This window comes from Methylococcus mesophilus (assembly GCF_026247885.1).
GTDB classification, from domain to species: Bacteria; Pseudomonadota; Gammaproteobacteria; order Methylococcales; family Methylococcaceae; genus Methylococcus; species Methylococcus mesophilus.
In genome coordinates, this window is sequence record NZ_CP110921.1 from 1,394,738 (window position 1) to 1,420,963 (window position 26,226).

Genomic DNA, 26,226 nt, shown 5'->3' on the forward strand with positions numbered 1-26,226 from the left:
TCGGTCAAAAAGTGCGGGATTATCGGCGCAATCGGACCGGCTGTCACTGACGGTGGGCCCAATTGCAGCCACCTGCCGTTTGAAGGATCATGAGCCTTCCCGCAGTTCGCCCAAGACAAGGAATCATGAACGGCCATCCCGCTGCGCTGCCCCCCGACCGTCTCCATACCGCCTGCGACCCTGCCCGATTCTGGTTCGACACGACCGCCGAGCTGGCGGACACCGACATCATCATCGGCCAGCCCCGCGCCCTGGAAGCGATCCAGCTGGGCCTCAAAGTCGCGCAGAAGGGCTTCAACGTGTTCGTGCTGGGCCCGCCCGGCAGCGGCAAGCTGACCGCCGCGCGCGAACTCGCGGAACGCATCGCCGCCAGCCAGCCGCCGCCGAGCGACTGGTGCTACGTCGACAACTTCGCCAATCCCGCCCAGCCCAAGGCGCTTCGCCTGCCGGCCGGCTGGGGGCGGCACTTGGCCCACGACATGGAAGTGGTGGTCGAGGATCTGATTTCCGCCCTCCCGGCAGCCTTCGAAGGCGAGGAATACCGCAGCCGCGCCGAAAAGATCGAGCAGCAGGCGCGCGAACGGGAAGCCGACGCGGTCAACCGGCTGAGGGCGGAAGCCTTGCACAGCCGCATCGCGCTGATCGAAACTCCGACCGGTTTCGCGTTCGCCCCGATGCAGCGTGAGGAAGACGAGATCATCAGCCCGGAACAATTCCAGAACCTGTCGGACCAGGAACGCCAGACCATCGAATCCACCGTCGCCGACCTGCAGCAGCAGTTGCAGAAAGTCCTCCGCCAGTTCCCCGCCTGGCGCAAGGAGGCGCGCGGCAAGCTCAAGGCGCTCAACCGTGAGATCGCCGAATTCACGGTGTCGCATCAGTTCGCCGACCTCAAGGCCCGCTATGCCAGCCTGCCGGGCGTGATCGACTACCTGAACCTGGCCCAGGCCGACATCATCGAGCACACCGAATCGTTCCTCCCCAAATCTGAAGGGGTCATCAGCCTGTTCGAGGGACCGCAGAAGGCGCCGGCACAGCGCTACCGGATCAACCTGGTGGTCGATCACAGCGAACTCACCGCCGCGCCCGTCGTCCAGGAGGAGCTGCCCACCCACGGCAACCTGATCGGCCGGATCGAGCACCAGGCGCACATGGGGGCGCTGGTGACCGATTTCACCATGATCCGGGCGGGGGCGCTGCACAAGGCCAACGGCGGCTATCTCCTGCTCGATGCGCGCAAGCTGCTGACCCAGCCGTTCGCCTGGGAAACGCTGAAACGCGCCCTGCACGCCGGCGAGATCCGCATCGAGTCGCTGGAGCGCAGCCTCAGCCTCATCAGCACGACCAGCCTGGAACCGGAGCCGATTCCGCTCGACCTCAAGATCATCCTGTTCGGCGAGCGCATGTTGTACTTCCTGCTGGACATCTACGACCCGGAATTCCGCGAATTCTTCAAGATCGCCGCCGACTTCGAAGACAATCTGCCGCGCGATGCGGATTCGATCGAGCTGTACGCGCGGATGGTGGCCACCCTCGCCCGCCGCGAGAAACTGCGGCCGCTGCACCGGGACGCGGTGGCCCGCATGGTCGAGCACGCCTCCCGGCGGACCGGCGACAGCGAGAAACTGAGCGCACACCTGCGAAGTCTGGCCGACCTGATGAGGGAGGCTGATTTCTATGCGGGCAGCGACGGACGCGGCCTCATCACCGGAGACGACATCGAACGTGCCATCGACCGGCAGATCTACCGCTCCGACCGGATCCGTGGCCGAGTCCAGGAAGCGATACGGCGGGGGCTGATCTTCGTTGACACCGAGGGTGCGGTAGCGGGCCAGATCAACGGCCTCTCCGTATTCCAGCTCAACGACTTCGCCTTCGGCCAGCCCTCGCGGATCACCGCCACCACCCGCCCCGGCACAGGACGCATCCTCGACATCGAGAAGGAGACCGAACTCGGCGGCGCCCTGCACAGCAAGGGCGTGCTGATCCTCGGCAATTTCCTCGCCTCGCGCTATTCCGGCGCCCTGGGCTTCTCGGTCGCCGCGAGTCTGGTGTTCGAGCAGTCCTACGGCGGGGTGGACGGCGACAGCGCTTCGCTGGCCGAACTGTGCGCCGTGCTGTCGTCGATCGCCGAAATGCCCATCCGGCAGAATCTGGCCATCACCGGCTCGGTCGACCAGCACGGCCGGGTGCAGCCCATCGGCGGCGTGAACGAAAAGATCGAAGGCTTCTTCGACGTCTGCGCGGCGCGCGGCCTGACCGGCGACCACGGCGTGATCATCCCGGCGGCCAACGTCGTGCACCTGATGCTGCGGCAGGACGTGGTGCAGGCCGCGGCCGAAGGCAAGTTCCACGTCTATGCCGTGTCCCAGGTCGACGAGGCACTGGAACTCCTCACCGGCGTCCCCGTGGGCCGGCGTGACGAATCCGGCGTGTTTCCGGAAGGTTCGCTGAACCGGAAGGTGGAAGAACGGCTCAAGGACTTCGCCGCAGTGCAGCGCAGCTTGCAGAAAAGCGGCGAAGAGACGGGCGGGGAGAAACACTGACCGGACCGGCCCGACGATTTCCGACAATCGCCTGACGGCGCTTCGAATCACCCGCACTCCTCCTGTCCCATGGAAAGCAACCCGTTCGACGGCAGCGGCACCGAAATCCCCGCCGTCCGTCTCCCTCCCACCGACGGCCCGTTCCGCCATCGCGCGGCCCGCTTCCGCCAACTGGCCCGGTCCCGCTTCTCGCTGGCCGGCTACCTGAATCTCATGGCCGACCTGGCCGAAATTCAGGCCAGCCTTGGGGAACAGGCCGCCGCCGCGCTTCCGCCGGGTATGTCCGGGCTGCCGGAAAATCCCGCATGGCGGGCCACGCTTCGGTCGATCGCCGACCGGCTGAAGCCGGGAGAGGCCGGGCTCGCCTCATTGCTCGACCGCATCCGGCGAGCGACGGACGAAGAACTGGCAGCCTGGGGCGGCTGCGTTCTGGCCGGCGATTTCGATCGCACCGATGCCGGGATCACGCCCTTCGTGGCCGCCGCACTGCAGGTACACATGACTTCGCTCGCATCGCGTCTGGCAAGAGAAGATATCGGCCCGGCGCAGACAGGCTCCGTTTGCCCCGTCTGCGGCTCCCTGCCGGTCGCCGCCCTCCTGCAGACGGGCGGGGCGGTCCACGGCCTGCGCTACCTGGTCTGCAGCCTATGCGGGAGCGAATGGCACCGGCCGCGCATCCAATGCATCCACTGCGGCTCGAGCAAGAAAGTGGCCTACTTCGCCATCGAGGGCCTGGGCGGGGCGGTGAAGGCGGAAGGCTGCGGCGACTGCATGACCTACGTGAAGATCATGGATCGCGACAAGGACGCCGCCGTCGATCCCTTCGCCGACGACATCGCCAGCTTGGCCCTCGACCTGCTCATGGCCGAGGAGGGTTATCGGCGGCTGGGGTTCAATCCGCTGCTGGTGCCCGGCGGCTGATGCTAGGCGGTAGACTTTGACGGCGGAACCGCACCCCCTAGCCATATCATCGCTTCAAGATCCCAGGGCCCTCCCCCACTGAACCATGCCTTCAACCGTACATGCCCGCCCGCCATCGGTCGACCGGCTCCTGAACCTGCCGGAAATCGCCGAACTAAAACGGTGTTACGGCCACACCGCCGTGGTCGCCACCCTCCGCGCCGAGCTGGAATCGCTGCGCGTGGCATTGAAGACGCAGCCGGAAACGCCGGTCGACCCAAGCCGGATCGCCGTGGCCTGCCGGACCCGCCTGCAGGCCCGGTTCAGCCCGAGCCTGCGCCCCCTGTTCAACCTCACTGGCACGGTGCTCCATACCAACCTGGGACGGGCGCTGCTGGCGGAAGAAGCGGTGGAGGCCGTACTGGCGGTGCTGGCGCGGCCGAGCAACTTGGAATACGACCTCGACGCCGCCCGGCGGGGCGACCGCGACGACCACATCGACGGCCTGATCCGCGAACTGACCGGGGCCGAGGCCGCGACGGTGGTCAACAACAATGCCGCGGCCGTGTTCCTGCTGCTGAACACCCTGGGCCTGCGCAAGGAAGTCATCGTCTCGCGCGGCGAGCTGATCGAGATCGGCGGCGCCTTCCGCATCCCCGACATCATGGCCCGCGCCGGCGCCCGACTGCGCGAAGTCGGCACCACCAACCGCACCCACCGCAAGGACTACGCCGAAGCCCTGAATCCGCGCACCGCGCTGATCATGAAGGTGCACCGCAGCAACTACGCCATCGAAGGCTTCACCGCCTCGGTGCCGGAAGCCGAACTCGCCGAGCTGGCTCACGCCCACGGCCTGCCCTTCGTCGAAGACCTGGGCAGCGGAACGCTGATCGACCTCGGCGCCTACGGCCTGCCGAAGGAGCCGACGCCGCAGGACGCGCTGAACAAAGGCGCCGACCTGGTCAGCTTCAGCGGGGACAAGCTGCTGGGCGGCCCCCAGGCCGGCATCCTGGTCGGGCGCAAGGCGCTGATCGCCAGGATCAAGCGCAATCCGCTCAAGCGCGCCCTGCGGGTGGACAAGATGACCCTCGCCGCCCTCGATGCGACCCTGCGGCTTTACCGCAGCCCCGAATTGCTGGCGGAGAGACTGCCGACTCTGCGGCTGCTGACGCGGACGGAAACCGAGATCCGTGAGCTAGCGCAGCGCCTCCTGCCCGCCGTGCAAACCTCGCTGGGAACGCGCGCCGTGGTTTCGGTCGAAGGCTGCCGCAGCCAGATCGGCAGCGGTTCGCTGCCGGTCGACCGCCTGCCCAGCGCCGGCCTCGTCCTCCGCCCGCAGGGGGGCGGCGGACGCGCCCTCAACCGGCTGGCGCAAGCCTTCCGCGAACTGCCCCTCCCCGCCATCGGACGGCTGGAAGACGGCGCCCTGCGCTTCGACCTGCGCTGCCTGGAGGACGAAGCCGCCTTCCTCGCCCAGCTGCCTTTGCTGGAATTCCCGGGATGATCGTCGGCACCGCGGGCCATATCGACCACGGCAAGACCGCCCTGGTGAAGCAGCTCACCGGGGTGGACGCAGACCGCTTGGCGGAAGAAAAATCCCGCGGCATCACCATCGACCTGGGCTATGCCTACACCCCTCTGGCCAGCGCCGAAATCCTCGGCTTCGTCGACGTGCCCGGCCACGAGAAATTCATCCACAACATGCTGGCGGGCGCGACCGGCATCGACTTCGCCCTGCTGGTGGTGGCGGCCGACGACGGCCCCATGCCCCAGACCGTGGAACACCTCCAGATCATCGACCTGCTCGGCATCGAGAGCGGCGCCGTGGCCCTGACCAAGACCGATCTCGCCGATGCGGGACGGATCGCCGCAGCCCTTGGAGAAATCGAAGCCTTGCTGACCGGCACCCGCCTCGCCGGCTGCCCGGTGTTCGAGGTGTCGGCCCACACCGGCGCCGGCATGGCCGAACTCCGCGCCCATCTGGAAGCGGCGGCAGCCCGGCTCGACGCCCGCATCCCCGGCGGCGGCTTCCGCCTGGCGGTGGACCGCAGCTTCACAGTCGCCGGCATCGGCACGGTGGTGACCGGCACCGTGTTTTCCGGCACGGTCCGCGTAGGCGATCATCTGGTCGTCGCCCCGTCCGGCCTGAAAGTCCGCATCCGCGGCATCCACGCCCAGAACCGCCCCGCGGAATCCGGCCAGACCGGCCAGCGCTGCGCCCTCAACCTGGCCGGCGTGGTAAAACAGGAGGTGCAGCGCGGCGACTGGGTGCTGGCACCGGCCCTGCACCGGCCGACCCGCCGTCTGGACGTCCGGCTCCGGCTGCTGGGCAGCGAAGCCCGGCCGCTGCACCACTGGACGCCGGTGCACGTCCACCTCGGCGCGTTCCGGTCCGCCGGGCATGTCGCCCTGCTCGAAGCGGACATGCTGGAGCCGGGCGCGGGCGCCTGGGCGCAACTGGTGCTGGACCAGCCCACCTGCGCGGCTCAGGGCGACCACTGCATCCTGCGCGATGCCTCCGCCCAGCGAACCCTGGCCGGCGGCACGGTGCTCGACACCCTGCCCCCTGCCCGGGGCCGCCGCTCGCCGCAGCGACGCGCCATGCTGGCCGCCTGGGAGCAAACCCGGCCTGAAGCCCGGCTCAGTGCGCTGCTGGAGGGCGCACCGAACGGCGTCGATCTCGGCGCCTTCGCCGCCAACGCCAACCTGACCGCAGCCGAGACCGACAGGCTCTGCATCGGCCTGACGCTGAAGAAAATCGACGGCGCGAATCCGATCGCTTTTTCCCCTGCGCATTGGGCAGCGCTCCGCACCGGCGTCATCGCCGCGCTGCAGCGGGAACATCAAAACGTGCCCGATTCGCTGGGCCTCAACACCGAGCAATTGCGCCTGCGGACCGCACCCCGGATGGAACGCCCCGCGTTCGGCGCACTCCTGGCCGAACTGCTGGCCGATGGACACTGCCGCCGCGACGGCTCCTGGTGGCACCTGCCCGGCCATGAACTCAGCCTCGGCGCGGAGGACGAAGCCCTGTGGCTGCGCATCGCTCCGCGGCTGACTGCAGAGCCGTTCCAACCGCCCCGGGTACGCGACATCGCCCGCGCCGAGAACCTCGACGAAACCGCGGTGCGCCGGCTGCTGATGCGCACCGCCCGGCTCGGGCGGGTGTACCGCATCGCCCACGACCACTATTTCGACCGGACCGCCGTCGCCCGGCTCGCCGCCATCGTCCGGCAGGCCGCCGGCGACAGCCCGGATGGCGCAGTTTTGGCCGCCGAATTCCGCAACCACATCGGCACCGGCCGCAAGCTCGCCATCCACATCCTGGAATTCTTCGACCGCATCGGCCTGACCCGCCGCATCAAGGACAGCCACCGCCTGCGCAACGAAGCCTTGGAGTTCTAGAACGCCGCAGCCCGCGGGTTTTTCGATAGAATCCGCCCAACTTCGGAAGAGCAGCGTCCCCGGTGGGGCGGCCGGTCTTCAAAACCGGATGAGGCCGTGAGACGGCCTCAGGTGGGTTCGACTCCCATTCTCTTCCGCCAACATACGTCTAACCACATCTAACAACGTCAACACTTACACCTATAAATCAATGTGTTGAACGATTTTATTGTCTAAAGATGGCCAACAATTTAGAGTGACATCCAATCAATTTTGTGGCCCTTTTTGGGGGAACCGATGGGGCTTCTCGCGTTTGGTTCCCCCACGAATGGCTGGAGCCCAAGCATGACGCGGCTTTGAGCGATTTGGTGCGAGCATGTTGACCGAAGTGAAGTGCAAGAATGCCAAGCCCATGGCGAAGTCCTACAAACTTGCGGATTCGGGTGGGTTGTATTTGGAAGTGACTCCATCGGGGCGGAAATACTTCCGCTGGAAGTTCCGATTCGCTGGCAAAGAGAAACGTCTAGCGTTGGGTGTTTGGCCTGAACTTGGCTTGAAGGACGCCCGCCTCAAAAGGGACGAAGCTCGCCTGCTGCTCGCCTCTGGCAAAGACCCTGTGGCGCTCAGGCACCAGGAAAAGCGGGCGCGGCGTTTGGCCGCTGCCAATTCTTTCGAAGCGGTTGCGCTGGAGTGGTTGGATACGATCAAGCCGAGCTGGACGCCGGATCATCACGCTTACACCCTGCGGCGGTTCCAGCGTTACGTGTTTCCGGAATTCGGACACATTCCAATTACCGAAGTGGACGCGCCCCTGCTGTTGGACATGGCGCGAAAAATTGAACGGGGCGGCACCATCGAAACCGCCCATAAGGTAGTGCGAGCCTGCGGGCAGGTGTTCCGGTTTGGCATTGCGGCGGGGCGGTGCCGGTCCAATCCGGCAGCCGATCTGAAGGGGGCGCTCAAGGCGAGGCCGCCAGTCAAGCATCAGGCTGCTGTCACTTTTTCGGACCTTCCTGAGCTATTACGCAAGGTCAGTCGCTACTTCGAGGACGGGCACGGTGATCTGTTGACCCAGCTTGCCCTGGAATTGATGTTGTTGACCTTCGTTCGCACAACCGAACTGCGTGGAGCGCGGTGGAGCGAGTTCGACCTTGCAGAACGGGTTTGGCTGGTCCCGGCCGAGCGCATGAAGGCGGGGCGTCCGCATTGGGTGCCGCTCTCGGATCAGGCCATGGTTGTCTTGACGCGACTCAGGGATATTTCAGGCGGGTACGAGCTGGTTTTTCCGGGGCGGAATCCGTTGCGGGCAATGTCCAAGAACACGGTTTTGTTTGCGCTTTATCGGCTCGGGTATCGGGGGCGGATGACCGGCCATGGTGTCCGTGCGCTGGCATCGACCTGGCTCAATGAAGCTGGCTTCGATCCTGACGTGATCGAGAAAGCCCTGGCGCATGAGGAGAAAAATCGAGTCCGGGCGGCTTATCATCGTGCTGAATATCGCAACGAGCGAAGGCGACTCGCGCAAGCCTGGGCGGATGCTTTGGATGGCTTCCGCGCCAGTGCGGGGCAGACCGGAGCGGAAATCGTGCCGATCCACCAACGTTCCCGAAGATTTAGGTGTTGAAGTAAGCCTGAAGACTGATAACATTGTCCGAAAATGTCGGACGCAACCAGCGATACCGCCCCGTGCGGTGTTTTGGGCTTCTCCTGGATTAATAGCCTATCCATGCCGACACGGGCGCGGTACATCACATCCCCCGGAAGCAACAGCCTCACAGCCTTCGATGGCTGACATGAGTAAGGTCGCAAAAGGCTCTACCCCGCATGGCGGGGTGGGGCTGATGCGCCTTTAATCTCTCACGCACTCCTCCACCCCGGCCATGCTCCTCCTGGAGCATTTCAGTGGCCGAAATTTCAAGTTCACGCCCCTTAATCTCGCGACCGACCGAAGCGGCGCGCCTTACTTACTATTCCGGCATCACGCCGCAGATTCCTCATCCCCTGATCGTGCGCCCGGCAGAAGCGGCACGTCTCACGGGGATACCGCGATCCAGTTTGTACTGGCGGATAAATCAAGGAACGTTCCCGCCTGTCGTGAAGCTGGGTCCGCGCAGCTCCGGCTTCCTTCTTGCCGAAGTCCAGGCGGTACTGGAGGCGCACATCGCCGGTTGGCCTTTGGATCGCATCCAGGTGCTTGTGCGCGAGCTGGTCTCCCGGCGCCCCGGTTTAGCGGCGTGAGGAGGCGATCATGCACACAAAAGAAACCCCAGCTCGGCGGGCGGCCGAGACTGGGGATAAGCATGTCGTCGACAACAATTTTACCACGCCTAACGTCACGTTATGCGACTACCAACGGGATGCGGTTAATGCCTGCCTGACCTCTTTCGACGATACAGCGCGGCTTGCCGCCGTGCAAAACGACCTGCGTCCTGAGCAAGTTGTAGCGTCTCTGATCAACGCCGTTGATCGTGCTATTGATGAAGGAAACAGCGCCCATGCGCGGCGCGCACTCGATGTGCTGCGGGATACTTGGCTCCCCAGACTGGCCGTTCAATGTCGAACGGAGGCGGCATGAGCGTGAAACTTTCAGGCCGCCCCGCCCCGCGCGAAATCGTCGAAGCGTTGAAGGCCGCGATGCTGCAAGCCGGTCTCGAGCCGCCCGCGGACATGCAGCTCGATACCCCCCGCCTCGTGCGGTATCGCGTCGGAAACGAAAAAGATCGGTCCGGTTGGTATAGGGTTCACACCGACGGAATCGCGGCCGGCGCGTTCGGTTGTTGGCGACTCGGCATCAACGAAAATTGGTGCCTGCGGCGAGAAACCGAGGTCGATCCCGCCGAATGGGCCGCGCACCTAGCCCGAATGGCCGAGCGGAAACGGGCCGAAGAAGCGGAGGAAAAGGACCGCCAGCGCCGCGCCCAGGCTCGAGCTTCGAGCTGGTTTGAACGGTCTGGAAACGCTGATCCGCAGCACCCCTATCTCTCCGCGAAACGCGTCAGCCCCCACGGCATTCGCCAGTCAGGCGACCTTTTGCTGATCCCGGCCCAAGATGTCCACGGCGCAATCTGGTCGCTCCAGACCATCGATCCGCAAGGGAGCAAGCGATTCTTGAGCGGGGGCCGGAAGCAGGGCTGCTTTTATCCCATTGGGCTGGACGACAAGCCAGAGCTGATCTTGCTGGCCGAGGGGTTCGCGACCGGCGCAACGCTTCATGAACGGACCGGCCATCCGGTTACTGTTACATTCGATGCGGGCAATCTTCAGCCGGTGGTGCTGGCACTGCGGGAACGCTACCCGCGAGCACGCGTTCTGATTTGTGGCGATAACGATCGCTTCAAAGGCACGAACACCGGGAAGGAAAAGGCCAGCGCCGCTGCCAGAGTCTTGATCGGAGGCGTGGGATGGTGCGTGCCGGATTTCGATCTTGGAGAGGCGGGTGGTGGCGAGGCTCCAGAAGGGACGGACTACAACGACCTCGATCGTTTGGGCGACAGCCTGGTCAAGCGGCAGATCGATGCGGCGGTGGAAGCACTGCGGCGGATTCGCGTGTTCGGGGGGCAACTGCCGACCGTCCTACGTCGGGCTGAGGCGGAAATTCTGTTTCAGCGCTGCGACGTATATCAACGGGCGGGGCAGCTCGTCCGCCCAGTACATACCGACAAGCCCGCGAATACGAAAGGGGTGAGAACCACCGCAGGCACGCTGGAAATTCAGCTGGTGACGCCGGAATGGCTAGCGCTGCTTTTGACGCGAATAGCTGAATGGCAAAAGTACGACGGCCGGGTAAAGGACTACGTCAACATCGATTGCCCCGAAAAAGTTGCTCGGGCGTATCTGGCCGCTTCCGGCGAGTGGCGGGTTCCTGTGCTGCGGGGCGTGAGTGAACACCCTACCTTGCGACAGGATGGATCGTTAGTGGCCCGGCGCGGTTTTGACGATGCGAGCGGACTTTTTGTGGACTATGACGGGCCGCCGGTCCATTTGCCGCGGGCCCCGACGCTGGAGGACGCCAAGGCGGCGCTCGATGTGTTGGCGCAGCCGTTCGAGGAATTTCCGTTTGCTTCGCCCGAAGATCGGTCCGTGGCGCTCTCCGCCCTGTTGACCGGCCTCGCCCGCAAGGCCCTCCCCACAGCACCCTTGCACGCTTTTGACGCGCCCGCGGCCGGATCGGGCAAGTCCTTGCTGGCCGATGTGATTGGGCTGATCCTGACGGGTCGGCCGGCGCCAGCAGCGAGCTATGGCCGTGACCCTGAGGAGATCCAGAAGCGGCTTTCATCCCTGTTGATGGCGGCGCCGTCCCTGATCTCGCTCGACAACATCGAACGGCCCCTGGATGACAGCGAGACGCTCTGTTCGTTGCTTTCGCAGCAGGTCTATACCTTTAGGATTCTGGGCGCCAGCCGGGTCGTGACGGTGCCGACGAATACTCTGATCATTGCTACGGGCAATAACCTGAGTATCCGCGGCGACCTGACGCGTAGGACGTTACTTTGCCGGATCGACGCTGGGGTGGAGAGGCCCGAGTTCAGGGAATTCAAGCGTGATTTGAAGAGGTGGGTGCCCGAGCATAGGCACGAACTGATTATGTCCGGGCTCACCGTGCTGCGTGCCTATCACGATGAGAGTCGACCGGCTCATGGCGGGAAAGCGCTCGGGAGTTTCGAGGAATGGGATTCCTGGGTTCGCGGGGCTCTCGTCTGGTGTGGATGGGCTGATCCCGTGCGGACTCAGGCAGCGGCGGAGCAATCCGACGGCGGACGGGCCGAGCTGGAGCGGGTTGTGACGCTCTGGCGCGCCGTGCTGGGCGACAAAGCGCTGTCGGCCGCGGAGGTGATAGAGCGGTGCGGGATGTCCTCGTGCGTCGATTTGCGTGACGCATTGCTGGAGGTCGCGGCCGATGTCCGCCATCCGGACACGATCAGTGCCCGGCGGTTGGGGCGGTGGCTGGAACGCCAGCGCGGGCGTGTGGTGTGCGGCTACCGGGTCGAGCGCCGCGACGATTCGTGCCGGAAGATTGCTGTGTGGGGTATGCAGACAATCGCCAAGGTTGACATGCCCGAAGATCGAGAGAGGTTCGAGCTATGAGCCTCCTCCTTACGGGGTTTACGGGGTTTCTTTTATCTTTTCCTACTATCGCGGAAAACTGTCAGAGAAGAGATGTTGGCAAATTAAACAAAGGGACAGGAAATCTTGATCGAAACCCCGTAAACCCGGAAAGCCTTCGAGCGGTGTTCCGACCATGAATGCCGCTTCGAACCTCCTACAAACGCTGGCGCGCCGGGGTGTCCGGATCGGCATTTCCGGGGACAGGCTCACGGTGGACGCGCCGCCGGGCATTTTGACGGACGAGGACCGCGAGGCGTTGGTGCGTCACAAGGCTGGATTGGTGACAGCCTTGCTCAACACCAATGCAGGTCCAGCAAACAAACCCTTGCCCGACGCTCTGGTTCGGGCCGCTCTGCGCCTCTGCGCCTCTGCGCCGCCCATAGCGACGGCCCCGAGGCGCAACGGCAGATGCTGGAGGATCTGGCGGGATACCCGGCGGACAGGCACGAGTGGCTGACCGATTACCTCAACGTTGCGGCCGATGCGCTCGCCGCTGGGCCCGATCAGGACGACCGCCGCACCTGTACCCAATGTCTGAACTTCCGACGCAGAGACGGTGCGTGCCTGGCGGCAAGGCGCGACGAGCTGCCCAATACGGCCCGAAGTTACCGACCTCTTCCCGACACGCTTCGCCGCTGCGAGCGGTATCGCCCTCAAGCCGAGGATGTGGACCCCAGCCCAGGGTATGAGCGCTGGCCGGGCTTAACCTTTGGAGATCCATGAATGATTTCAGCGTTGTGTAGCGGCGTGGTCGTGCGCGACCCGCAGACCAAGCAGACCCGCACCGGGAACTCGTTCGTTTCGTTGCTCGTGTCTTCTCCTATGGGGGGCGACCAGTCCCAGCTACTGAACGTGACGGGCTTCGACAGCGACGTATGCCGCGTGCTTGGCGGTCTTCGTAAGGGCGATGCCGTGACCGTTTCGGGGCGGGTTTCCCTGGGCGTGTATGAGGGACAGAACGGTCCGCAAGTGTCGGTGCAATTGACGGCCAACCGGGTCATGTCCTTGGTAGAGGCCGCCGCGAAACCGAGAACGCGGGCGGGCAAACCGGGGGAGACCCGGACGGGCCGGGAGTTCGATCCGCGGCAGGTGTATTCGGCGCCAGAGTCGGAAATGAACGATGAGATTCTCTTTTGAGACGTCGGACCGCGCGTGTGCCGGGATGTGTGCCAAGCGGTTTTGCCCGAAGGTGCCCGGCTGTCCGACTGGCAAAACCCTAGAGGAGATGTACGTAAATGAGAAACCAAGTGAACGATAGGAAGGCATGGCGTTTGCGGCTGCCGCGTTGGGTGTTAGTTATGCAGCTTGAGACCAAAGACATGTTGATCTCCGCGCTACAGGAAGACATTCGGGAATTGGAGCAAAAGCTCAAGAAGAAGGAGGCAGGTATCGAGTAAGTAAGAGGTTATAACGTTACAAAATCAGAGAAATGAAGAGGGGGGGTATCCCCAAGACAATGGAGAAATGACAGATGTTGAGCAAGATCATAAACATAGCTTTCGAATCACTGGCGTGTGGCGGGTTTTAGATTGCGGATTCCGGCTGGACCTACGCGCTTTGGCCGCACCGCTTCGGCTCGGCGAGGGATTGCATGGCGAACTTCAACCTCGCCGAGATCGCGTTGGCGCTGAAGTCGAAGCGGCCGGGACTGAAGTACGTTCGGGCGGAGATCGCAGGGCGTGAAGTGCTGATCGTCGCAGCAAGCCTGGTGCAGTTGGGCGAGCGGATCGAGCACGTCATCGGCCAGCCGGTGGGCAAGCTGCTGCCGGCCGAGCCGCCGGCCCGGAAGTTTGAGCCCGCACCTTCGCCGCGGCTGGTATCGGTCGTGGACTGGTCGGGATTCGACCCGGTGAAGTTCGCGGAGTCCTTGCCCGTCCACGACTGTGCGGCGCGGCCTGAAGGGTTGGCGAAGATCGAGGCCTTCCGTGCCTACCAGGCCGAACAGCCTGCGGAGGCCGCATGAACGCCATGGTGGAAGACTTTTTGACACCGGCCGAGCGGTTGGCCTTGCGGGAAGATGAGGCCGAGGTCCTGGACGATCTGCGGGCGCTGGCGGAAGGCGAGGATGAGGGTGCCGCCGAAGTGTCGCGTTCGGCGTTCGATCCCGCACTCCTGAGCCGGATACCGGTCGCGGACCTGGAAATGCTGGAAGGGCAAATTCGTGAGGCGGAGACACTTCGGGAGGGGATCGAGGCGGCCTACGAGGCTGGTGATCTGGAACTGAGCCATGCGGAGTACCGGGCGAAAATGCGTGACATCGATGCGCGGCTGATGACGTTGAGCGAGGAACGGGCGGAGGCGCGAATGATCGGCCGATTCCAGCAGCAGGCCTTGCGTGACGACTGGCAGCGTCAAATCGACGTGGTACGGCAGGAAGCGCGGGCGCTGGGGTTGGACCTGAAGCCGGGCAGCGAGCAGGAAGCCCAGTGGGATCGGTGCGTCAAGTTCCTGGGCAGTGATCCCGCCAACACGGACAAGGATGGCCGGTGGTTTCTGCAAGAAGCCTTGCGCATGGTGGCGGCGCGTCATGGTGCGGGCGACGGCGCCGAGGCCGGGCATCGCGGTGCAGTAGCGCGCGAACACGATGGGCGCTCGCCGAATCTGGACCGTCTCAGCGGGCTGGCGCTGGAGCGCGCTCTGGCCCGGCTCAGTCCGGAGGAGGCTGACGCCTGGCTGGAAAGCTAGCCTGCCACTCACCCGCCCTGCAAGCGGTTGCAGGGCGGTTTTCTTACCTTATCGGGGGAGCGCGTGAGCCGGAACAAGTACCACGGGCGGTTTGCCCTGGAGCGATACCGCGGCTACTGGCTTTGGGCGGTGCAGCGGCGGGAAGTGCTCCAGCGGCCGTACCCGAAGGTCATGGCGTGCGGGCGCACCGATACGGAGGATGAGGCCTATGGCCAGATCGCCGCGGTGCTGGCGGGGCTGGAGTTCGGGGCCATCACTGGCGGGTGGGCGCCGTCCTGGGCCAAGGTGCGGGATCATCTCCGCGCGGAAGGGGAAAAGCGGCGCTGCGAGGGTTCTAGGGCTTGGGCGGCGTTCAAGGCGGAGCGAGGGCCGCGAGGCCTGGCGGCACTCACGGAGACCGGCCGGCGGTTCCTGGCCGGCTGGGAGGCGGAGTTGCGGCACCAGGCGGCGGACGTCGACTGGCTGGAGTTCTTGCGCTTCTGCCTGGACACCGAGCGTAACCCGGCTGACAAGTCGGAGGAAATCTTACGGGCGTTTCGCCGCTGGCGGATCGATCAGATTTCGGCGCAGGCGGAAGCCGAGGCGGCCTTCCGGCGCGGCCAAGCCGGGGAGCGGGCCGGCTTTGGCTTGGGTCTGGCAGTGCACCAGCGGCAGGTGGACTTGCAAGTGCTGGGATTGCCGGCGGGCGCGGAGCCGGCGGCGATCAAGACGGCCTGGCGGCGGCTGGCGATGCGGCTGCACCCGGACCGGGGCGGCGATCATCAGTCCTTCACGCGGGCGAAGGCGGCTTATGAACGGTTGATGGGGTGACCGATGCAGACTGAGGTGATCCAAGCCATTACGCTGCTTCAACAGGCCAAGCAGCTCGATCAGGCGGCCCAGGAGGCGCGCTACGCGGCGTGCTGGTTGCTTGCAGCCTGTGATGGCTGGACGATACAGAAAGCGGCGGAGCGGGCCGGCTGTAGCAAGGACGGACTGGCGCGGTTGGTGCGGGGCATTGCCGGCGGGATGGAGGATTGATTGACCCTTCCGCAGAGACGGCGGTATGCTCCGCTCAACGCCCCGCGTGGCAGCGCTCCTCTTTGGGCAAGTAGAGCCCACTGTATTGAGAACCACGCGGGGCTTTTTTGCGTCTGTGGCTTCGTCAGAAGCCCGTGACGACGCGTTTGGCGGATACTCTAATTCCCTTGCTCCTCCGCCGCGCTCTCCCTTCTCCTGCCCTTTTGCTCGTCGTCGCCAGGCTCGGCGCTCCGGCTACGTCAGTCGTCCGAATCAAACCCCATGTCCCGCTTCATCCGGTTGAGCCCGCCGGGGTCGTTCATGTCGAAGTCGTTGCGGCGAATGGTGTAGTTGGGGGCGGTGGCTTCGCGCAAGTTGGCCGATCCCGGCAGGGTGCGGTAGATCGTGGTGCTCCCCGCAAGTTCCTGAACGGCGTAGCCCGGCTGGGTGGCGTCCTGAACGCCGGTTCCCGGGATGTTGGGCAGGATGTAGGCGGTGTCGGCGCCGGCGGCTGTCGTAACCAGCGCCAGCGCGGCAAGGTGGATTTGGATTTTCATGCGGGGTCTCCGGCGGTCTTGGGGCCGCTCCCGAGTCTGAGCGGCAATTCTGGTTTTCTGACAGAGTGCAGCAAGATCAAAAGGTTGAGGGAACAAGGCGGTCCGGCCTTCGATGTGCCGTGTGCTCTGCCCTGGTGCAGCTCTTCCCGGATCGTTTCCCGCACCACCTCGGCCAGCGTGAGACCCTGGGCGAACTGCCACAGCGCTTCATTCATCAGCGTTTGGTAGTTGCCGCCTGCCATCTCCGCCCGCGCCTTGAACACGGCCAGGGTGTCATTGTCCACCCGGATGGTGATGCGGGACTTGCCTCCATGCTCGGCTTGCAGCCGCGCCAGGTGCGGGACTTCCCGGACGGGTTTGGCGTCGGTGAAGTCCATATCGGCGTAGCGGTCATATTTCGGGCCGGAATTGTTGCGCATGTAGCGGCGCGTTGGCCTCGTGGGGCTGACCGGTGTCAAGGCAGGCGATAGGCCAGAGTTTGCGGAGCGTGACCGCGCAGCGCTCCGGGGAAGCCCTTGATTCAATCCCAGCGCCATTGCCAGCGTCTTCGGCTATTCCCTCGCTCCCTGCCCTGCTGCTACACTCTGAGCCGTTCCCTGGACGCATCCAGGGCCGGGCGTGGAAACCCGGTTGACTCTGGCGCACCCAGCGCCATGACAGGCGCTTTTTTGTGCCTGTCGTTTTCCCATGGCGGGCGGTGCGGGGCACGGTTCGTCCGTGGCCGGTCCCAGAGTCCGGTTTTCCACCCCCGTATCGTCCGTCACCATTGCACCGTGGAAAGTGCCGGTGACGGTCTCCAACCTCAACTCTGGAGCCACACCATGACACCCAAGCCCACGGGCGACCACCGCCCGGATTCCGTCCTGACCCTCCCCCAAACCACGGCCTTGGTCCGCGACTGCGGTTTCTTGGCCGGTGAATTGAACGCGTTGGCCAGCTACGCCGAGCGGCTGTCCATCGCCTGCCCTGGCGACGGCCGACTTGAGGACATCGCCAAGCGGACCGATGACGCCTACAGCTTGATTAGGAGCGCCTACCGGGCCGCATGCTCGCTACAGGTTTCTGCCGAAGCAGGCAGCCAAGTGGGTGCGGCATGAACGCTCTTGACCGCGTTACCGCCACCCAAACCAATCCGGTGATTTCCCCGCTGGGCCGAGCTGACACGCTGCTCCAGGCGTCGGCGGTGATCCGGCATGTGGCCTATGGCGTGTTGCCCGGCCGTGAGCTTCTGTCTTTGCAGCAAACGCAACTGCTTTTGGAAGCGGCGGCCAGGGCATTGGACTTCGAGGCCGGACAAGGAGGGCAGCGCCATGCTTGAGCGCATCGAGCTGTTCCTGACGGCCTTGGGGGCGGTGGATGTGGTTTGCACGGTGGCGGATGCGGTCGCGGCCTGGCTGGCGGGAGGTGGGGTATGAACGGCCGGAACGAACCCATCGACCTGAACACGGCGATGAACAACGGCATCCTGATGTCGCAGGCCATCGCGGCGGGGCTGGAACTGTTGCGGGTGAACCGCAGCGATGATCCCGGCCTGTCGGACGATCGCTACACGGCGTTCTGCTGGTGGCTGGAGCAATCGGCGCTGGAACTGGAACCGCTGTTCCTACAAGCGATCGAGGAGCAGAACCGCCGGCAGCAGCAGGAGGCGGAACGTGGCGATGCGTGAGGGTAAACCGGTGTCGGCGGCCAGCCTGGCACAACGGGTGGTCGATCTGGCGGAGCGCGCCAAGGCTTGCCCTGAGCGCAGCCGAACGCCAGAGCAGCCGGAAACGCCCCGGCCTGCGCCGTCCCCGGCCGAACGCAACTGCGGCCGGCTCCAGTTGGGGCTGGCCCTGGTGCACGGCTCCAGCATCCAGCCGAAGCCGATCCGCTGGCTATGGCCGGGCTGGCTGGCGAAGGGCAAGCTGCATGTGATCGCCGGGCAGCCGGGGACCGGCAAGACCAGCATCGCCCTGGCCCTGGCGGCGACGGTGACGGCGGGCGGACGCTGGCCGGACGGCACCGGCACGGCGCCGGGCAATGTGCTGGTGTGGTCGGGCGAGGACGATTGTCACGACACCTTGGCGCCGCGCCTTCTGGCTTCCGGCGCCGATCTGGGGCGCTGCTTCTTCGTGGGCGACATGCGCAGCCAGGAAGGCCGGCGGCCGTTCGATCCGGCGCAGGATATGCCGGCCTTGGCGAGAGCGGCGCGGGAGGTGGGTGAAATCCGCTTGATCGTGGTTGATCCCATCGTGTCGGCCATCGCCGGCGACAGCCACAAGAACGCGGAGACCCGGCGCGGATTGGCGCCCTTGGTGGAACTGGCGGCGCGGCTGGATTGCGCCTTGCTGGGCATCTCGCACTTCTCCAAGGGATCGGCGGGACGCGATCCGCTGGAACGGGTGACCGGCTCCTTGGCCTTCGGCGCTCTGGCCCGCGTGGTGTTCGCGGCCTTCAAGCAGTCCGAGGAGGATGGCGGCGGGCGCTGCTTCTGCCGGGTGAAGTCCAACATCGGGCCTGACGATGGCGGCTTTGCCTACGACCTGAGCATCGAGGACTTGGCGGACCACCCGGGCGTGACAGCTTCGCATGTGGCCTGGGGCGAGGCCGTGGAGGGATCAGCGAGGGCGCTGCTGGCTCGGGCGGAGGCTTCGGGGAATCCGGATGAGGTGTCGGCCTTGGAGGAGGCTTGTGGGTTTCTGGCGGAGTTGCTGGCGGGTGGGCCGGTGAAGGCGAAAACCGTGAAACAGGAAGCCGAAGGCGCCGGCATTTCCGAAAGGACGCTGAAACGGGCGCGGAAGAAACTTGCCTTATCCGTGACCAAGACGGACATGGAGGGCGGCTGGGTCTGGTCGATCTGATGCCGAAGGGGGCCAAGCCTTGGCACTCTTCGAAGGGGGCCAAATGCGCCGAAGAGGGCCACACTTTTCCTTGGCACTCTTCGTGGGTGTTTGGCCCTTCTTCGAACGTTGAGCCATCGTCCGTTATTTGAAGCTTTAGGTGTAACGCTGCCTTCACCCGATATAGTCCACGCTCCTTCCACCACCATTTCGTGTTCAGTCGAAGCGGGCGTTCGCACAATCATATCTGGTAGGCCCCTAACGGTTACGTCCAGTCACTCACCCGCCATACGGCACGGCGAGAGGAATGACAGCAATCCCCCGATAGCAGAGGCTCCAGATTTGAGTGGTGATTTCCCGTAACTCAGCACAGACCATCGGTGACGCGAAGAACTCGTCGCCCTCAAGCACGTCGCCCACGCTATGTGCCTCCCACTTGGAGGCAAAGCCATCGAGAAGGGGCGTCGGCGACAGCCCGCTAGGAAATCGCAGCACAGTCCTTTTCCGAATGCCTCGATCGGCGGGATAATTAGCGTTTCAAGTTAGGAAAACACTTGATGCCTGAGCAAACGCCCCCAAAATCCCAGCCGTTCCGGATGCAGTCCGCGATGGTCCTCTTCGCGCTGGAGGAGGCTCTTGGCACGTACGTTGTCCAGAACGCCCATGGGCCTGACGCGATCCCCGAGAGCATGCGCAGCGAGATCGAGAAGCGGGTGTTTCAGGCGGCGGCGCCGGCTCCGGTCACACAACTCGTACAGGAAACCTACATCAAGGAAGTCATCGATCTCGCCCTCGCGACAGCGAAAGACCGAAGCGACCACGATCCGCTTAAGCGCATGAAGAAGCTCGTCGAGGCGCTTGAGGTGTTTGATATCCGCAACGCGGTGTGTCACCCGAACCGCCCTTTCCCAGAGCACTTCTGGCACCGAATGGCGTCTCTTGCGACGGATCCAGCCATCGAGACGCTTCGACTCCACCGTGTCACGGACGCCTTTCGGTGCGCTTCTGAGGGCCGGCTTATTCCGCCCCCAGAAGGATGGCTCCAGCAACGCGCGTGGATTGTCGCCAACAATCTTCCGAGTTCGTTCGACCATCAGGTCACGGGCCTGATTGCCCGAAAGGACGAGAAGGCCGACCTTAAGAAGCGGCTCGCAAAACCGCGAAACAACTTCCTCGCCCTCGTTGGGCCAGGCGGAACCGGAAAAACGGCGCTCTGTCTTGAACTGCTTCGCGAAGTAGCACTCGATCCAGCGACTCTGTACTGGGCAGACGAGATCGTCTACGTCACGGCGAAGACGGAGAAGCTGACCCCCAATGGCATTGAGCCCATCGAGGACCCGGTTGACTCCCTTGAGTCAGTGAAGCAAGTGGTCGCCAGCGCTCTGCTGGGAGAGGACGCGGGCGCAACCGAGGACGAGCAGTCACGGGCGTTCGAATCCGCTACGAAAGGGCTCGCAGGAAGGCGTGTGCTGCTCTGCATCGACAACCTAGAGACTCTCCTTCGCGATCACGCCGACAAAGTTGAGGAAATGGTCCAGGAACTTCCGCCATCGTGGCGCGTACTGGTGACCAGTCGCGTTGCCGTGAACGGAGCGAACGTGTTGTCTCTTGGCCCGATCAAGCATGAGGGCGCCATGAAGCTTGCCCGGGACTACCTCTCTATTCGCGGCGCTGCCCGCCTTGTGGAAGATCAGTTGGTGCGCCTCGTTGACGTGTGCGACTGCAATCCCTTGGCGATTCGGCTCGCGGTGGACAGCTACGCGGCCGGGGCAGAGTTAGCGGCTGCGCTTACCCAAACCAAGGAGCGCATTGTCGAGTTCTCGTACACGTCCCTAGTCGATCATCTGTCTTCGGACGCTGGCAAGATCCTCGAGTGCCTCTTCGGCTCAGCAGAGCCGCGGGGCCGATCCGAGATAGGACACTTGCTTGATCTCACGCCCGACCTGGTAGCGGAAGCCATCAACAGTCTGCTTCGTACCAGTCTCGTCACGAGACAGTTGGTGGGAGGGATTGAGAAATACACCCTAAGCTCCTCGGTCCGAGATCTTCTGCTTCGGACTCCTCGCAACTCCTCTGTGCGGGCGGACGTGCAAGCTCGTCTCCGTGAGCAGCAGCGCCTGCTCGCTGACCTGGAGCAGAGCGGGTCGAAAGACCCGCTCGCCGAGGACTTCGTGCCCGCTGAGGCACCTGATCACGTTCGCGCACTTGTTACACGAATGCGCCGCAGCATTTGTGGTCGGTCTGGACGCGCGGAGCAGTTGAGTCATCTTACGGAAGTCCGCGCTGCAATCTCTTTTGACCCCAATGAGCCCGTCCTCCATCGCGCCGAGGCGCTTCTCCTCGAGCAACTGAATGATCGGTTTGCGGCGATCGAAAGTCTTACCAAGGCGTCGACGTGTGCGCGTGATGACTGGTCAGCGCGTCTGTTGTTGGCTGAGTTCCTTCGCGACGAACAACGCCTGCCGGAGGCGTTGGACCAGAGTGAGCGACTCATAACCGCGAAGCTTCTCTCTAGCGATGCGGTCGGTGTCCGTAACCGTGTGCGGCTCCTCCGTGCGCATTGGGTTACCGTCTTGTGGATGAAGAGATTCAAGGAAGTGCTTGCAGCGACGAGCGACTGGCGAAAGGCTGGGGACCTTCGCTCCGCGCTGGAAGCGTTGCGGGTCTCGACATTCCAGCGCATCCTTGACGATTCCACCCTCGCTGCCCCTGAACGAACCGATGCGGTGCAATCGCTAGTCGAGTGCCTCGATGATGCTTTCAGGCTCGACGGCTATCTGCCGGAAGTCGTGCATGAGGGCTTCCATGCGATCGAGAGACTCGAGAAGCTCGGGCGGCGGCGACTGTTGTCACCCGAAGAGGTCGCACTCTGCGCTGGACTTCTCGATCGCCACCTGCCTGCGATGTGCGGTAACCATCGGGACTACTCGCTCTCGGATGAGGGGATCGTCGGCCTTGTAACCTGTTTCCGCGACCTTCCCTGCGCGGATACGAACCCCTTGAAGGATGCACGCTGGTCGGACTTGATTGCCTTCGGCGAGGAAGAAGACCCGGCGCTCGAAGGCGCTGGCTACGAAACCGCCACGATCACGCGAGTGCTGTCCGATCGCGGCTACGCTTTCGCGCGTGCGCGCGATGGTAGTCGAGACTTCTACGTCCATCGGTCCGCTACCGACATGAGCGAGGTTGACTTCGGAAGGCTACGTCCAGGGACGCTTGTCTCTGTGCTCGCTGCAGATTCTCCGGGGGCAGCGACGGGGCGCGCATGGCCGGCCAAGCATGTGATGCTTACGTAGAACTGGCGTACGCACAGCTGTGCTGCATACCCAATTCCGATGGTCCGTAGCCACCACTTGGTGATGGTTTTCCAGACACTGCCTATGATGAAAACTACGAACAATGGAAAGACTCTTCTGCACAGTAGAGGCAATCCAAACCGCACCACGGAGTGTTAACTATTCGTACGTCGCGGGAATCTGGAGAAAGGCGGATCCTGCTCAGTTAGGTGACTGTGGCTCCGATTGAGCCTGAATGACTTTTTCGGGTCCGTTGCAGCCATCGAGGGATAATGCGCAAATATTCCGCTCCGGCCAAACACCAGACCTTCCCGAAAAGCCGTCGAATAGACAGGTTTTCAGCCAAAACATACCATCGTTGGCGAGTTGCCATATTTCTGCACCAATGCGTTTTCCAGGCGCTTCGTGAGACGATGCAAAGTGTCTTGAAAAATCTAGGCTATGAGGCGACGCATGGCAAGAATCAGAAAAATAGAGATTGCGAACTTCCGCGGGATTCAGCAGTTGGCCTGGTGCCCGGCGCCAGGCATCAACTGCCTGATTGGCCCTGGCGACAGCGGCAAGTCCACGGTGTTGGACGCGATCGATCTCTGCCTAGGAGCCAGGAGGAACGTCCAATTCTCGGATGCCGACTTCTTCGGCCTGGACATCACAACCCCGATCAGCATTACGCTGACGCTGGGTGATCTTGACGATTCCTTGAGGACGCTTGAGAGCTTTGGTGCGTTCCTGCGGGGATACCACGCCACTACCGGCGCCGTCGAGGATGAACCCTCCGCCCCCGCCGAGGTCGTGCTCTGCTTGAATCTGACAGTCGCCAGCGACCTTGAGCCCTCGTGGACACTTGTCTCCGATCGAGCCGCACAGCAAGGCATCGTCAAGACGCTGGCATGGAAGGATCGCGTCGCGCTTGCGCCTACGCGCATCGGCGCCCTCGCGGACTTCAACCTGGGGTGGCAACGGGGTTCCGTCCTGAACCGCATTTCGGAAGAAAGGGCCGACGCGTCGGCCGCACTGGTCAAAGCCGCCAGGGATGCACGCGGTGCCTTTGGAGACCAAGCCGAGCAGCAGTTGGGGGAGGCGCTGGAGATCGTCGCCACGACCGCCCAAGAGCTTGGCGTCTACATCGGCGCCAAAGCCAGGGCACTCCTCGATTCGCATTCGGTATCGTTCGGGGGCGGTACCATCTCCCTCCACAGCGAAAGCGGCATCCCGCTTCACAGCCTGGGTGTCGGCTCCACGCGCCTGCTCGTCGCTGGCCTGCAGCGCAAGGCGGCCAGCGACGCGTCAATTGTGCTTTCGGACGAGTTGGAATACGGGCTGGAGCCGCATCGAATCGTGCGGTTCCTGGGCTCTCTCGGTGCTAAGGAAGCCGCTCCGCTGCAGGTGTTTCTCACCACCCACTCGCCCGTAGCGTTGAGGGAGCTGTCGGGCAGCCAGCTCTTCGTACTACGCCGTGGTCCATATGGTCACGAGGCCCTGATGGCCGGCGCCGACGACAGCATCCAAAGCACGATCCGCCTCTACCCCGAGGCCTTCCTGGCCGAGTCCGTGGTCGTGTGCGAGGGGGCCAGCGAAATCGGTCTGCTGCGCGGGCTGGACCTGTTCAGACTCGACCTGGGAAACGTAACCCTGCCGGCATTGGGGGTTGCTCTCGTCGACTGCGGTGGTGGGGAGCCGGATCGCCCGTTTGCCCGCGCTGCGGCATTCCAGTCTCTGGGCTATAGGGTGATGGTAGTGCGCGACGACGACAAAAAGCCCACTCCGGACATCGAGCACGCGTTCGTCCAGAACGGCGGCACCGTCGTCGCCTACCGAGCAGGCCGTGCACTGGAGGACGAGCTGTTCGGCAGTCTCACGCCGGCTGCGTGCCAGAGGCTGATCGGCTACGCGAACGAGCTGCATGGAGACCTGATCGTCGAACACCTGCGCACCGTCTCGAACAACACGCTCACCTTCCAGCATGTCTGGGACGAGATCCAGAACACCGGCGCGCTGTCGGCCGAGCGTAGGGCCATCCTCGGCCAGGCGGCCCGCATCCGAAAAGCCGGCTGGTTCAAGTCCATCTCCTGGATGGAGGACGTGGCGAGGTCCATCGTCGCGCCGGACCTGGATCATTGCGATCCGGGCTTCCGCGCACTGGTGGACCAGGTATTCGAGTGGGCCGCTCATGGGCCCCGCTGAAATCGACCTTCGTGCGATCACACGCGGCACAGTTACCGCACCGGCCGGCTGCGGCAAGACGCAGTTGATCGCCCAGGCCCTGGCCGGCCATCGGAGCAGCAAGCCTATCCTCGTGCTGACGCACACGAACGCCGGGGTTGCGGCCCTGCGCGGCCGGCTGGACCGGGCCGGGGTGCCGACCACCGCTTATCGGTTGAGCACCATCGATGGTTGGGCCATCCGGTTGATCTCGGCCTTTCCCGGCCGCAGCGCCCACGATCCGGAGATTCTGCGGTTGGCCGTGCCAGCGCGCGACTATCCGGCGATCCGGGATGCCGCCTGGAAGCTGCTGCAGGCCGGGCACGTCAGCGAGGTACTGAAAGCCTCATATGCACATCTGATCGTCGATGAGTACCAGGACTGTTCGGTGCCTCAGCACCACATCGTCTACTTCCTCTCACTGATCCTGCCGACCTGCGTGCTGGGCGACCCGATGCAGGCGATCTTCGGGTTCCGCGGCAATGCGCTGGCAGACTGGAATCAGCAGGTGTGCACACATTTCCCCGTCGTCGTGGAACTGACAACGCCCTGGCGATGGCGCAATGCCGGTGCGGAAGTACTCGGGCAGTGGCTACTGGAGGCCCGGCGGCGGCTGGCCGCGGGGCATTCGGTCGACTTGCGCAGTGGACCACCGGGGCACGTGATCTGGATGCAGGCCGTCCCGCCCAACGATCACGCCCAGCGGCTGGCTGCGGCGAAAACGGTGCCGCCCACCGCTGACGGGCGCGTGCTTATCATTGCCGACAGCCGGAACCGGGCAGCTCAACAGAACTTCGCGAGCCAGACACCAGGGGCTTCGACGGTGGAGGCCGTCGATCTGCACGACCTCATGGCCTTTTGCACCAGCTTTGACGTTCATTCACCGGATGCACTCGGACAGATACTAGCACTAGCGCAGAGCGTGATGACCAATGTCGGCATGGCAGAACTGAACCGGCGGTTGGAGTCGTTGTCACGGGGAACGGCACGAAATCCACCGACTGAAGCTGAGAGCCGTGCCATGGAATTCCTGCGTGCGCCATCGCTCGCAACAGCGATCGCGTTGCTTTCGGATTTACGCGCGCTACCAAACGTGCGCGTGCATCGCCCCACGATATTCTATGGCGTACTCAAGGCGCTCAGACATTCCTCGACGGGGACCATCCCGCTCGTAGAGGCAGCCCGACGGGTGCGTGAGGAAAGCAGGCTGCTGGGGCGTCCTCTACCCAAGCGCGCCGTCGGCAGCACACTTCTCCTTAAGGGACTGGAAGCGGAGGTGTCGGTGCTGCTTGACACAGAGGGTATGAGCGCTCAGCACCTATACGTAGCTATGACCAGGGGTTCGATGAAGCTGGTGGTATGTAGCGCTAGCCCTATCGTGGGGTAGAACAGAGATGCGTAATGGCAAGAGGCTTGCCGAACACAAAGGGGCAGTAGTTGTCGCCGTGGTGGATGGCGAGCTGACGGTCAAGCGCTTGTGGTACCCGACGCCGGAGCGGGCCGAATGAGTGCGTCAGGTCTCATCAAAGAGCGACCCTGCCCCGGCGGGCACACCCGCCTGATTGGGCCTCAAGAGGCGTTGAATGTGCTCTTCTAAAAAGAGCACGTGAAGTATGGCGACGTGGCCGCGACTCCCGACACCAGCCACCTTGCCGGTGGGGATGACACAGCGCGCCCCGCCACCGCGGGTGGGATGATAGCAAAGCCCGTGCTCGAACGCCTGCCCGATCCT

24 protein-coding genes and 1 tRNA gene are annotated in these 26,226 nt (G+C 64.0%); 23 read left to right on the forward strand and 2 right to left on the reverse strand.

What is annotated here, in order from left to right:
- Nucleotides 1-125: 125 nt before the first annotated feature.
- From OOT43_RS06375 to OOT43_RS06450, 16 genes are all read left to right on the forward strand, one after another.
- A complete protein-coding gene (locus OOT43_RS06375) occupies nt 126-2,546 on the forward strand; it encodes an ATP-binding protein (RefSeq protein ID WP_266023995.1) in 2,421 nt (806 codons plus the stop codon).
- A 69-nt stretch (nt 2,547-2,615) separates the two neighbouring features.
- Nucleotides 2,616-3,467, forward strand: a complete 852-nt coding sequence (fdhE, locus tag OOT43_RS06380) for a formate dehydrogenase accessory protein FdhE (protein ID WP_266023996.1) — start codon at nt 2,616-2,618, stop codon at nt 3,465-3,467.
- Between the two features lie 85 nt (nt 3,468-3,552).
- Nucleotides 3,553-4,950 carry an L-seryl-tRNA(Sec) selenium transferase gene (selA, locus tag OOT43_RS06385; RefSeq protein ID WP_266023997.1) on the forward strand — a complete coding sequence of 466 codons (1,398 nt, stop codon included), beginning with the start codon at nt 3,553-3,555 and terminating at the stop codon, nt 4,948-4,950.
- Nucleotides 4,947-6,851: a selenocysteine-specific translation elongation factor gene (gene selB / locus OOT43_RS06390; RefSeq protein WP_266023998.1), complete on the forward strand. Its 1,905-nt coding sequence runs from the start codon at nt 4,947-4,949 to the stop codon at nt 6,849-6,851. The genes selA and selB overlap by 4 nt, the downstream gene beginning before the upstream one ends.
- Nucleotides 6,852-6,895: 44 nt before the next feature.
- Nucleotides 6,896-6,991 (forward strand) — tRNA-Sec (locus OOT43_RS06395).
- Nucleotides 6,992-7,206: 215 nt separating this feature from the next.
- Nucleotides 7,207-8,454, forward strand: coding sequence for a tyrosine-type recombinase/integrase (locus tag OOT43_RS06400; RefSeq protein WP_266023999.1), 1,248 nt, complete (start codon nt 7,207-7,209; stop codon nt 8,452-8,454).
- A 278-nt stretch (nt 8,455-8,732) separates the two neighbouring features.
- A complete protein-coding gene (locus tag OOT43_RS06405) occupies nt 8,733-9,068 on the forward strand; it encodes a helix-turn-helix transcriptional regulator (protein ID WP_266024000.1) in 336 nt (111 codons plus the stop codon).
- Between the two features lie 10 nt (nt 9,069-9,078).
- The gene (locus OOT43_RS06410) at nt 9,079-9,405 is read left to right on the forward strand and encodes a hypothetical protein (protein WP_266024001.1); all 327 of its coding nucleotides are present in this window, start codon (nt 9,079-9,081) and stop codon (nt 9,403-9,405) included.
- Nucleotides 9,402-11,915 (forward strand): toprim domain-containing protein, encoded by a 2,514-nt coding sequence (locus OOT43_RS06415; protein WP_266024002.1) that lies wholly within the window; start codon nt 9,402-9,404, stop codon nt 11,913-11,915. The genes OOT43_RS06410 and OOT43_RS06415 overlap by 4 nt, the downstream gene beginning before the upstream one ends.
- Before the next feature lie 154 nt (nt 11,916-12,069).
- A complete protein-coding gene (locus OOT43_RS06420) occupies nt 12,070-12,393 on the forward strand; it encodes a TubC N-terminal docking domain-related protein (RefSeq protein WP_266024003.1) in 324 nt (107 codons plus the stop codon).
- 266 nt (nt 12,394-12,659) lie between these two features.
- The gene (locus OOT43_RS06425) at nt 12,660-13,073 is read left to right on the forward strand and encodes a single-stranded DNA-binding protein (RefSeq protein ID WP_266024004.1); all 414 of its coding nucleotides are present in this window, start codon (nt 12,660-12,662) and stop codon (nt 13,071-13,073) included.
- 98 nt (nt 13,074-13,171) lie between these two features.
- Nucleotides 13,172-13,333, forward strand: coding sequence for a hypothetical protein (locus tag OOT43_RS06430; RefSeq protein ID WP_266024005.1), 162 nt, complete (start codon nt 13,172-13,174; stop codon nt 13,331-13,333).
- A 194-nt stretch (nt 13,334-13,527) separates the two neighbouring features.
- Nucleotides 13,528-13,899 carry a hypothetical protein gene (locus OOT43_RS06435; protein ID WP_266024007.1) on the forward strand — a complete coding sequence of 124 codons (372 nt, stop codon included), beginning with the start codon at nt 13,528-13,530 and terminating at the stop codon, nt 13,897-13,899.
- Nucleotides 13,896-14,621 carry a hypothetical protein gene (locus OOT43_RS06440; RefSeq protein ID WP_266024008.1) on the forward strand — a complete coding sequence of 242 codons (726 nt, stop codon included), beginning with the start codon at nt 13,896-13,898 and terminating at the stop codon, nt 14,619-14,621. The genes OOT43_RS06435 and OOT43_RS06440 overlap by 4 nt, the downstream gene beginning before the upstream one ends.
- A 63-nt stretch (nt 14,622-14,684) precedes the next feature.
- Nucleotides 14,685-15,431 (forward strand): J domain-containing protein, encoded by a 747-nt coding sequence (locus OOT43_RS06445; RefSeq protein ID WP_266024010.1) that lies wholly within the window; start codon nt 14,685-14,687, stop codon nt 15,429-15,431.
- Between the two features lie 3 nt (nt 15,432-15,434).
- The gene (locus tag OOT43_RS06450) at nt 15,435-15,641 is read left to right on the forward strand and encodes a hypothetical protein (protein WP_266024011.1); all 207 of its coding nucleotides are present in this window, start codon (nt 15,435-15,437) and stop codon (nt 15,639-15,641) included.
- Nucleotides 15,642-15,880: 239 nt separating this feature from the next.
- Here OOT43_RS06450 and OOT43_RS06455 read toward each other — a convergent pair whose 3' ends face one another.
- Together OOT43_RS06455 and OOT43_RS06460 are read right to left on the reverse strand one after the other, a co-directional pair.
- Entirely contained in the window at nt 15,881-16,177 is a 297-nt protein-coding gene (locus tag OOT43_RS06455) for a hypothetical protein (protein ID WP_266024013.1), read from the reverse strand.
- The gene (locus OOT43_RS06460) at nt 16,174-16,596 is read right to left on the reverse strand and encodes a BrnA antitoxin family protein (RefSeq protein WP_266024014.1); all 423 of its coding nucleotides are present in this window, start codon (nt 16,594-16,596) and stop codon (nt 16,174-16,176) included. The genes OOT43_RS06455 and OOT43_RS06460 overlap by 4 nt, the downstream gene beginning before the upstream one ends.
- A 402-nt stretch (nt 16,597-16,998) precedes the next feature.
- On the opposite strand from OOT43_RS06460, the gene OOT43_RS06465 reads away from it, so the two are divergent.
- The 7 genes from OOT43_RS06465 to OOT43_RS06495 all read left to right on the forward strand — a co-directional run bounded on the left by OOT43_RS06465 (nt 16,999) and on the right by OOT43_RS06495 (nt 25,881).
- Nucleotides 16,999-17,274, forward strand: coding sequence for a hypothetical protein (locus tag OOT43_RS06465; RefSeq protein ID WP_266024015.1), 276 nt, complete (start codon nt 16,999-17,001; stop codon nt 17,272-17,274).
- Nucleotides 17,271-17,495 (forward strand): hypothetical protein, encoded by a 225-nt coding sequence (locus OOT43_RS06470; protein WP_266024016.1) that lies wholly within the window; start codon nt 17,271-17,273, stop codon nt 17,493-17,495. Before OOT43_RS06465 ends, OOT43_RS06470 begins: the two co-directional genes overlap by 4 nt.
- 93 nt (nt 17,496-17,588) lie before the next feature.
- Nucleotides 17,589-17,843, forward strand: a complete 255-nt coding sequence (locus OOT43_RS06475) for a hypothetical protein (RefSeq protein ID WP_266024017.1) — start codon at nt 17,589-17,591, stop codon at nt 17,841-17,843.
- Nucleotides 17,836-19,017: an AAA family ATPase gene (locus tag OOT43_RS06480; RefSeq protein ID WP_266024845.1), complete on the forward strand. Its 1,182-nt coding sequence runs from the start codon at nt 17,836-17,838 to the stop codon at nt 19,015-19,017. Before OOT43_RS06475 ends, OOT43_RS06480 begins: the two co-directional genes overlap by 8 nt.
- Nucleotides 19,018-19,553: 536 nt before the next feature.
- Nucleotides 19,554-22,292: an AAA family ATPase gene (locus OOT43_RS06485; RefSeq protein ID WP_266024018.1), complete on the forward strand. Its 2,739-nt coding sequence runs from the start codon at nt 19,554-19,556 to the stop codon at nt 22,290-22,292.
- Nucleotides 22,293-22,745: 453 nt separating this feature from the next.
- Nucleotides 22,746-24,476 (forward strand): ATP-dependent nuclease, encoded by a 1,731-nt coding sequence (locus OOT43_RS06490; RefSeq protein WP_266024019.1) that lies wholly within the window; start codon nt 22,746-22,748, stop codon nt 24,474-24,476.
- A complete protein-coding gene (locus tag OOT43_RS06495; protein WP_266024020.1) occupies nt 24,463-25,881 on the forward strand; it encodes a UvrD-helicase domain-containing protein in 1,419 nt (472 codons plus the stop codon). Before OOT43_RS06490 ends, OOT43_RS06495 begins: the two co-directional genes overlap by 14 nt.
- Nucleotides 25,882-26,226 lie beyond the last annotated feature (345 nt).

Excerpts from the sequence above, each read along its gene's own strand:
- OOT43_RS06440 (WP_266024008.1), top strand. The coding sequence starts at position 13,896 with ATGAACGCCATGGTGGAAGACTTTTTGACACCGGCCGAGCGGTTGGCC.
- OOT43_RS06460 (WP_266024014.1), bottom strand. The coding sequence starts at position 16,596 with ATGCGCAACAATTCCGGCCCGAAATATGACCGCTACGCCGATATGGAC.
- OOT43_RS06410 (WP_266024001.1), top strand. The coding sequence starts at position 9,079 with ATGCACACAAAAGAAACCCCAGCTCGGCGGGCGGCCGAGACTGGGGAT.
- OOT43_RS06375 (WP_266023995.1), top strand. The coding sequence starts at position 126 with ATGAACGGCCATCCCGCTGCGCTGCCCCCCGACCGTCTCCATACCGCC.
- OOT43_RS06425 (WP_266024004.1), top strand. The coding sequence starts at position 12,660 with ATGATTTCAGCGTTGTGTAGCGGCGTGGTCGTGCGCGACCCGCAGACC.
- OOT43_RS06455 (WP_266024013.1), bottom strand. The coding sequence starts at position 16,177 with ATGAAAATCCAAATCCACCTTGCCGCGCTGGCGCTGGTTACGACAGCC.
- selB (WP_266023998.1), top strand. The coding sequence starts at position 4,947 with ATGATCGTCGGCACCGCGGGCCATATCGACCACGGCAAGACCGCCCTG.
- OOT43_RS06480 (WP_266024845.1), top strand. The coding sequence starts at position 17,836 with ATGCGTGAGGGTAAACCGGTGTCGGCGGCCAGCCTGGCACAACGGGTG.
- OOT43_RS06490 (WP_266024019.1), top strand. The coding sequence starts at position 22,746 with ATGGCAAGAATCAGAAAAATAGAGATTGCGAACTTCCGCGGGATTCAG.
- OOT43_RS06435 (WP_266024007.1), top strand. The coding sequence starts at position 13,528 with ATGGCGAACTTCAACCTCGCCGAGATCGCGTTGGCGCTGAAGTCGAAG.
- OOT43_RS06450 (WP_266024011.1), top strand. The coding sequence starts at position 15,435 with ATGCAGACTGAGGTGATCCAAGCCATTACGCTGCTTCAACAGGCCAAG.
- OOT43_RS06430 (WP_266024005.1), top strand. The coding sequence starts at position 13,172 with ATGAGAAACCAAGTGAACGATAGGAAGGCATGGCGTTTGCGGCTGCCG.
- OOT43_RS06495 (WP_266024020.1), top strand. The coding sequence starts at position 24,463 with ATGGGCCCCGCTGAAATCGACCTTCGTGCGATCACACGCGGCACAGTT.
- OOT43_RS06465 (WP_266024015.1), top strand. The coding sequence starts at position 16,999 with ATGACACCCAAGCCCACGGGCGACCACCGCCCGGATTCCGTCCTGACC.
- OOT43_RS06475 (WP_266024017.1), top strand. The coding sequence starts at position 17,589 with ATGAACGGCCGGAACGAACCCATCGACCTGAACACGGCGATGAACAAC.
- OOT43_RS06400 (WP_266023999.1), top strand. The coding sequence starts at position 7,207 with ATGTTGACCGAAGTGAAGTGCAAGAATGCCAAGCCCATGGCGAAGTCC.
- OOT43_RS06420 (WP_266024003.1), top strand. The coding sequence starts at position 12,070 with ATGAATGCCGCTTCGAACCTCCTACAAACGCTGGCGCGCCGGGGTGTC.
- selA (WP_266023997.1), top strand. The coding sequence starts at position 3,553 with ATGCCTTCAACCGTACATGCCCGCCCGCCATCGGTCGACCGGCTCCTG.
- fdhE (WP_266023996.1), top strand. The coding sequence starts at position 2,616 with ATGGAAAGCAACCCGTTCGACGGCAGCGGCACCGAAATCCCCGCCGTC.
- OOT43_RS06415 (WP_266024002.1), top strand. The coding sequence starts at position 9,402 with ATGAGCGTGAAACTTTCAGGCCGCCCCGCCCCGCGCGAAATCGTCGAA.
- OOT43_RS06485 (WP_266024018.1), top strand. The coding sequence starts at position 19,554 with ATGCCTGAGCAAACGCCCCCAAAATCCCAGCCGTTCCGGATGCAGTCC.
- OOT43_RS06470 (WP_266024016.1), top strand. The coding sequence starts at position 17,271 with ATGAACGCTCTTGACCGCGTTACCGCCACCCAAACCAATCCGGTGATT.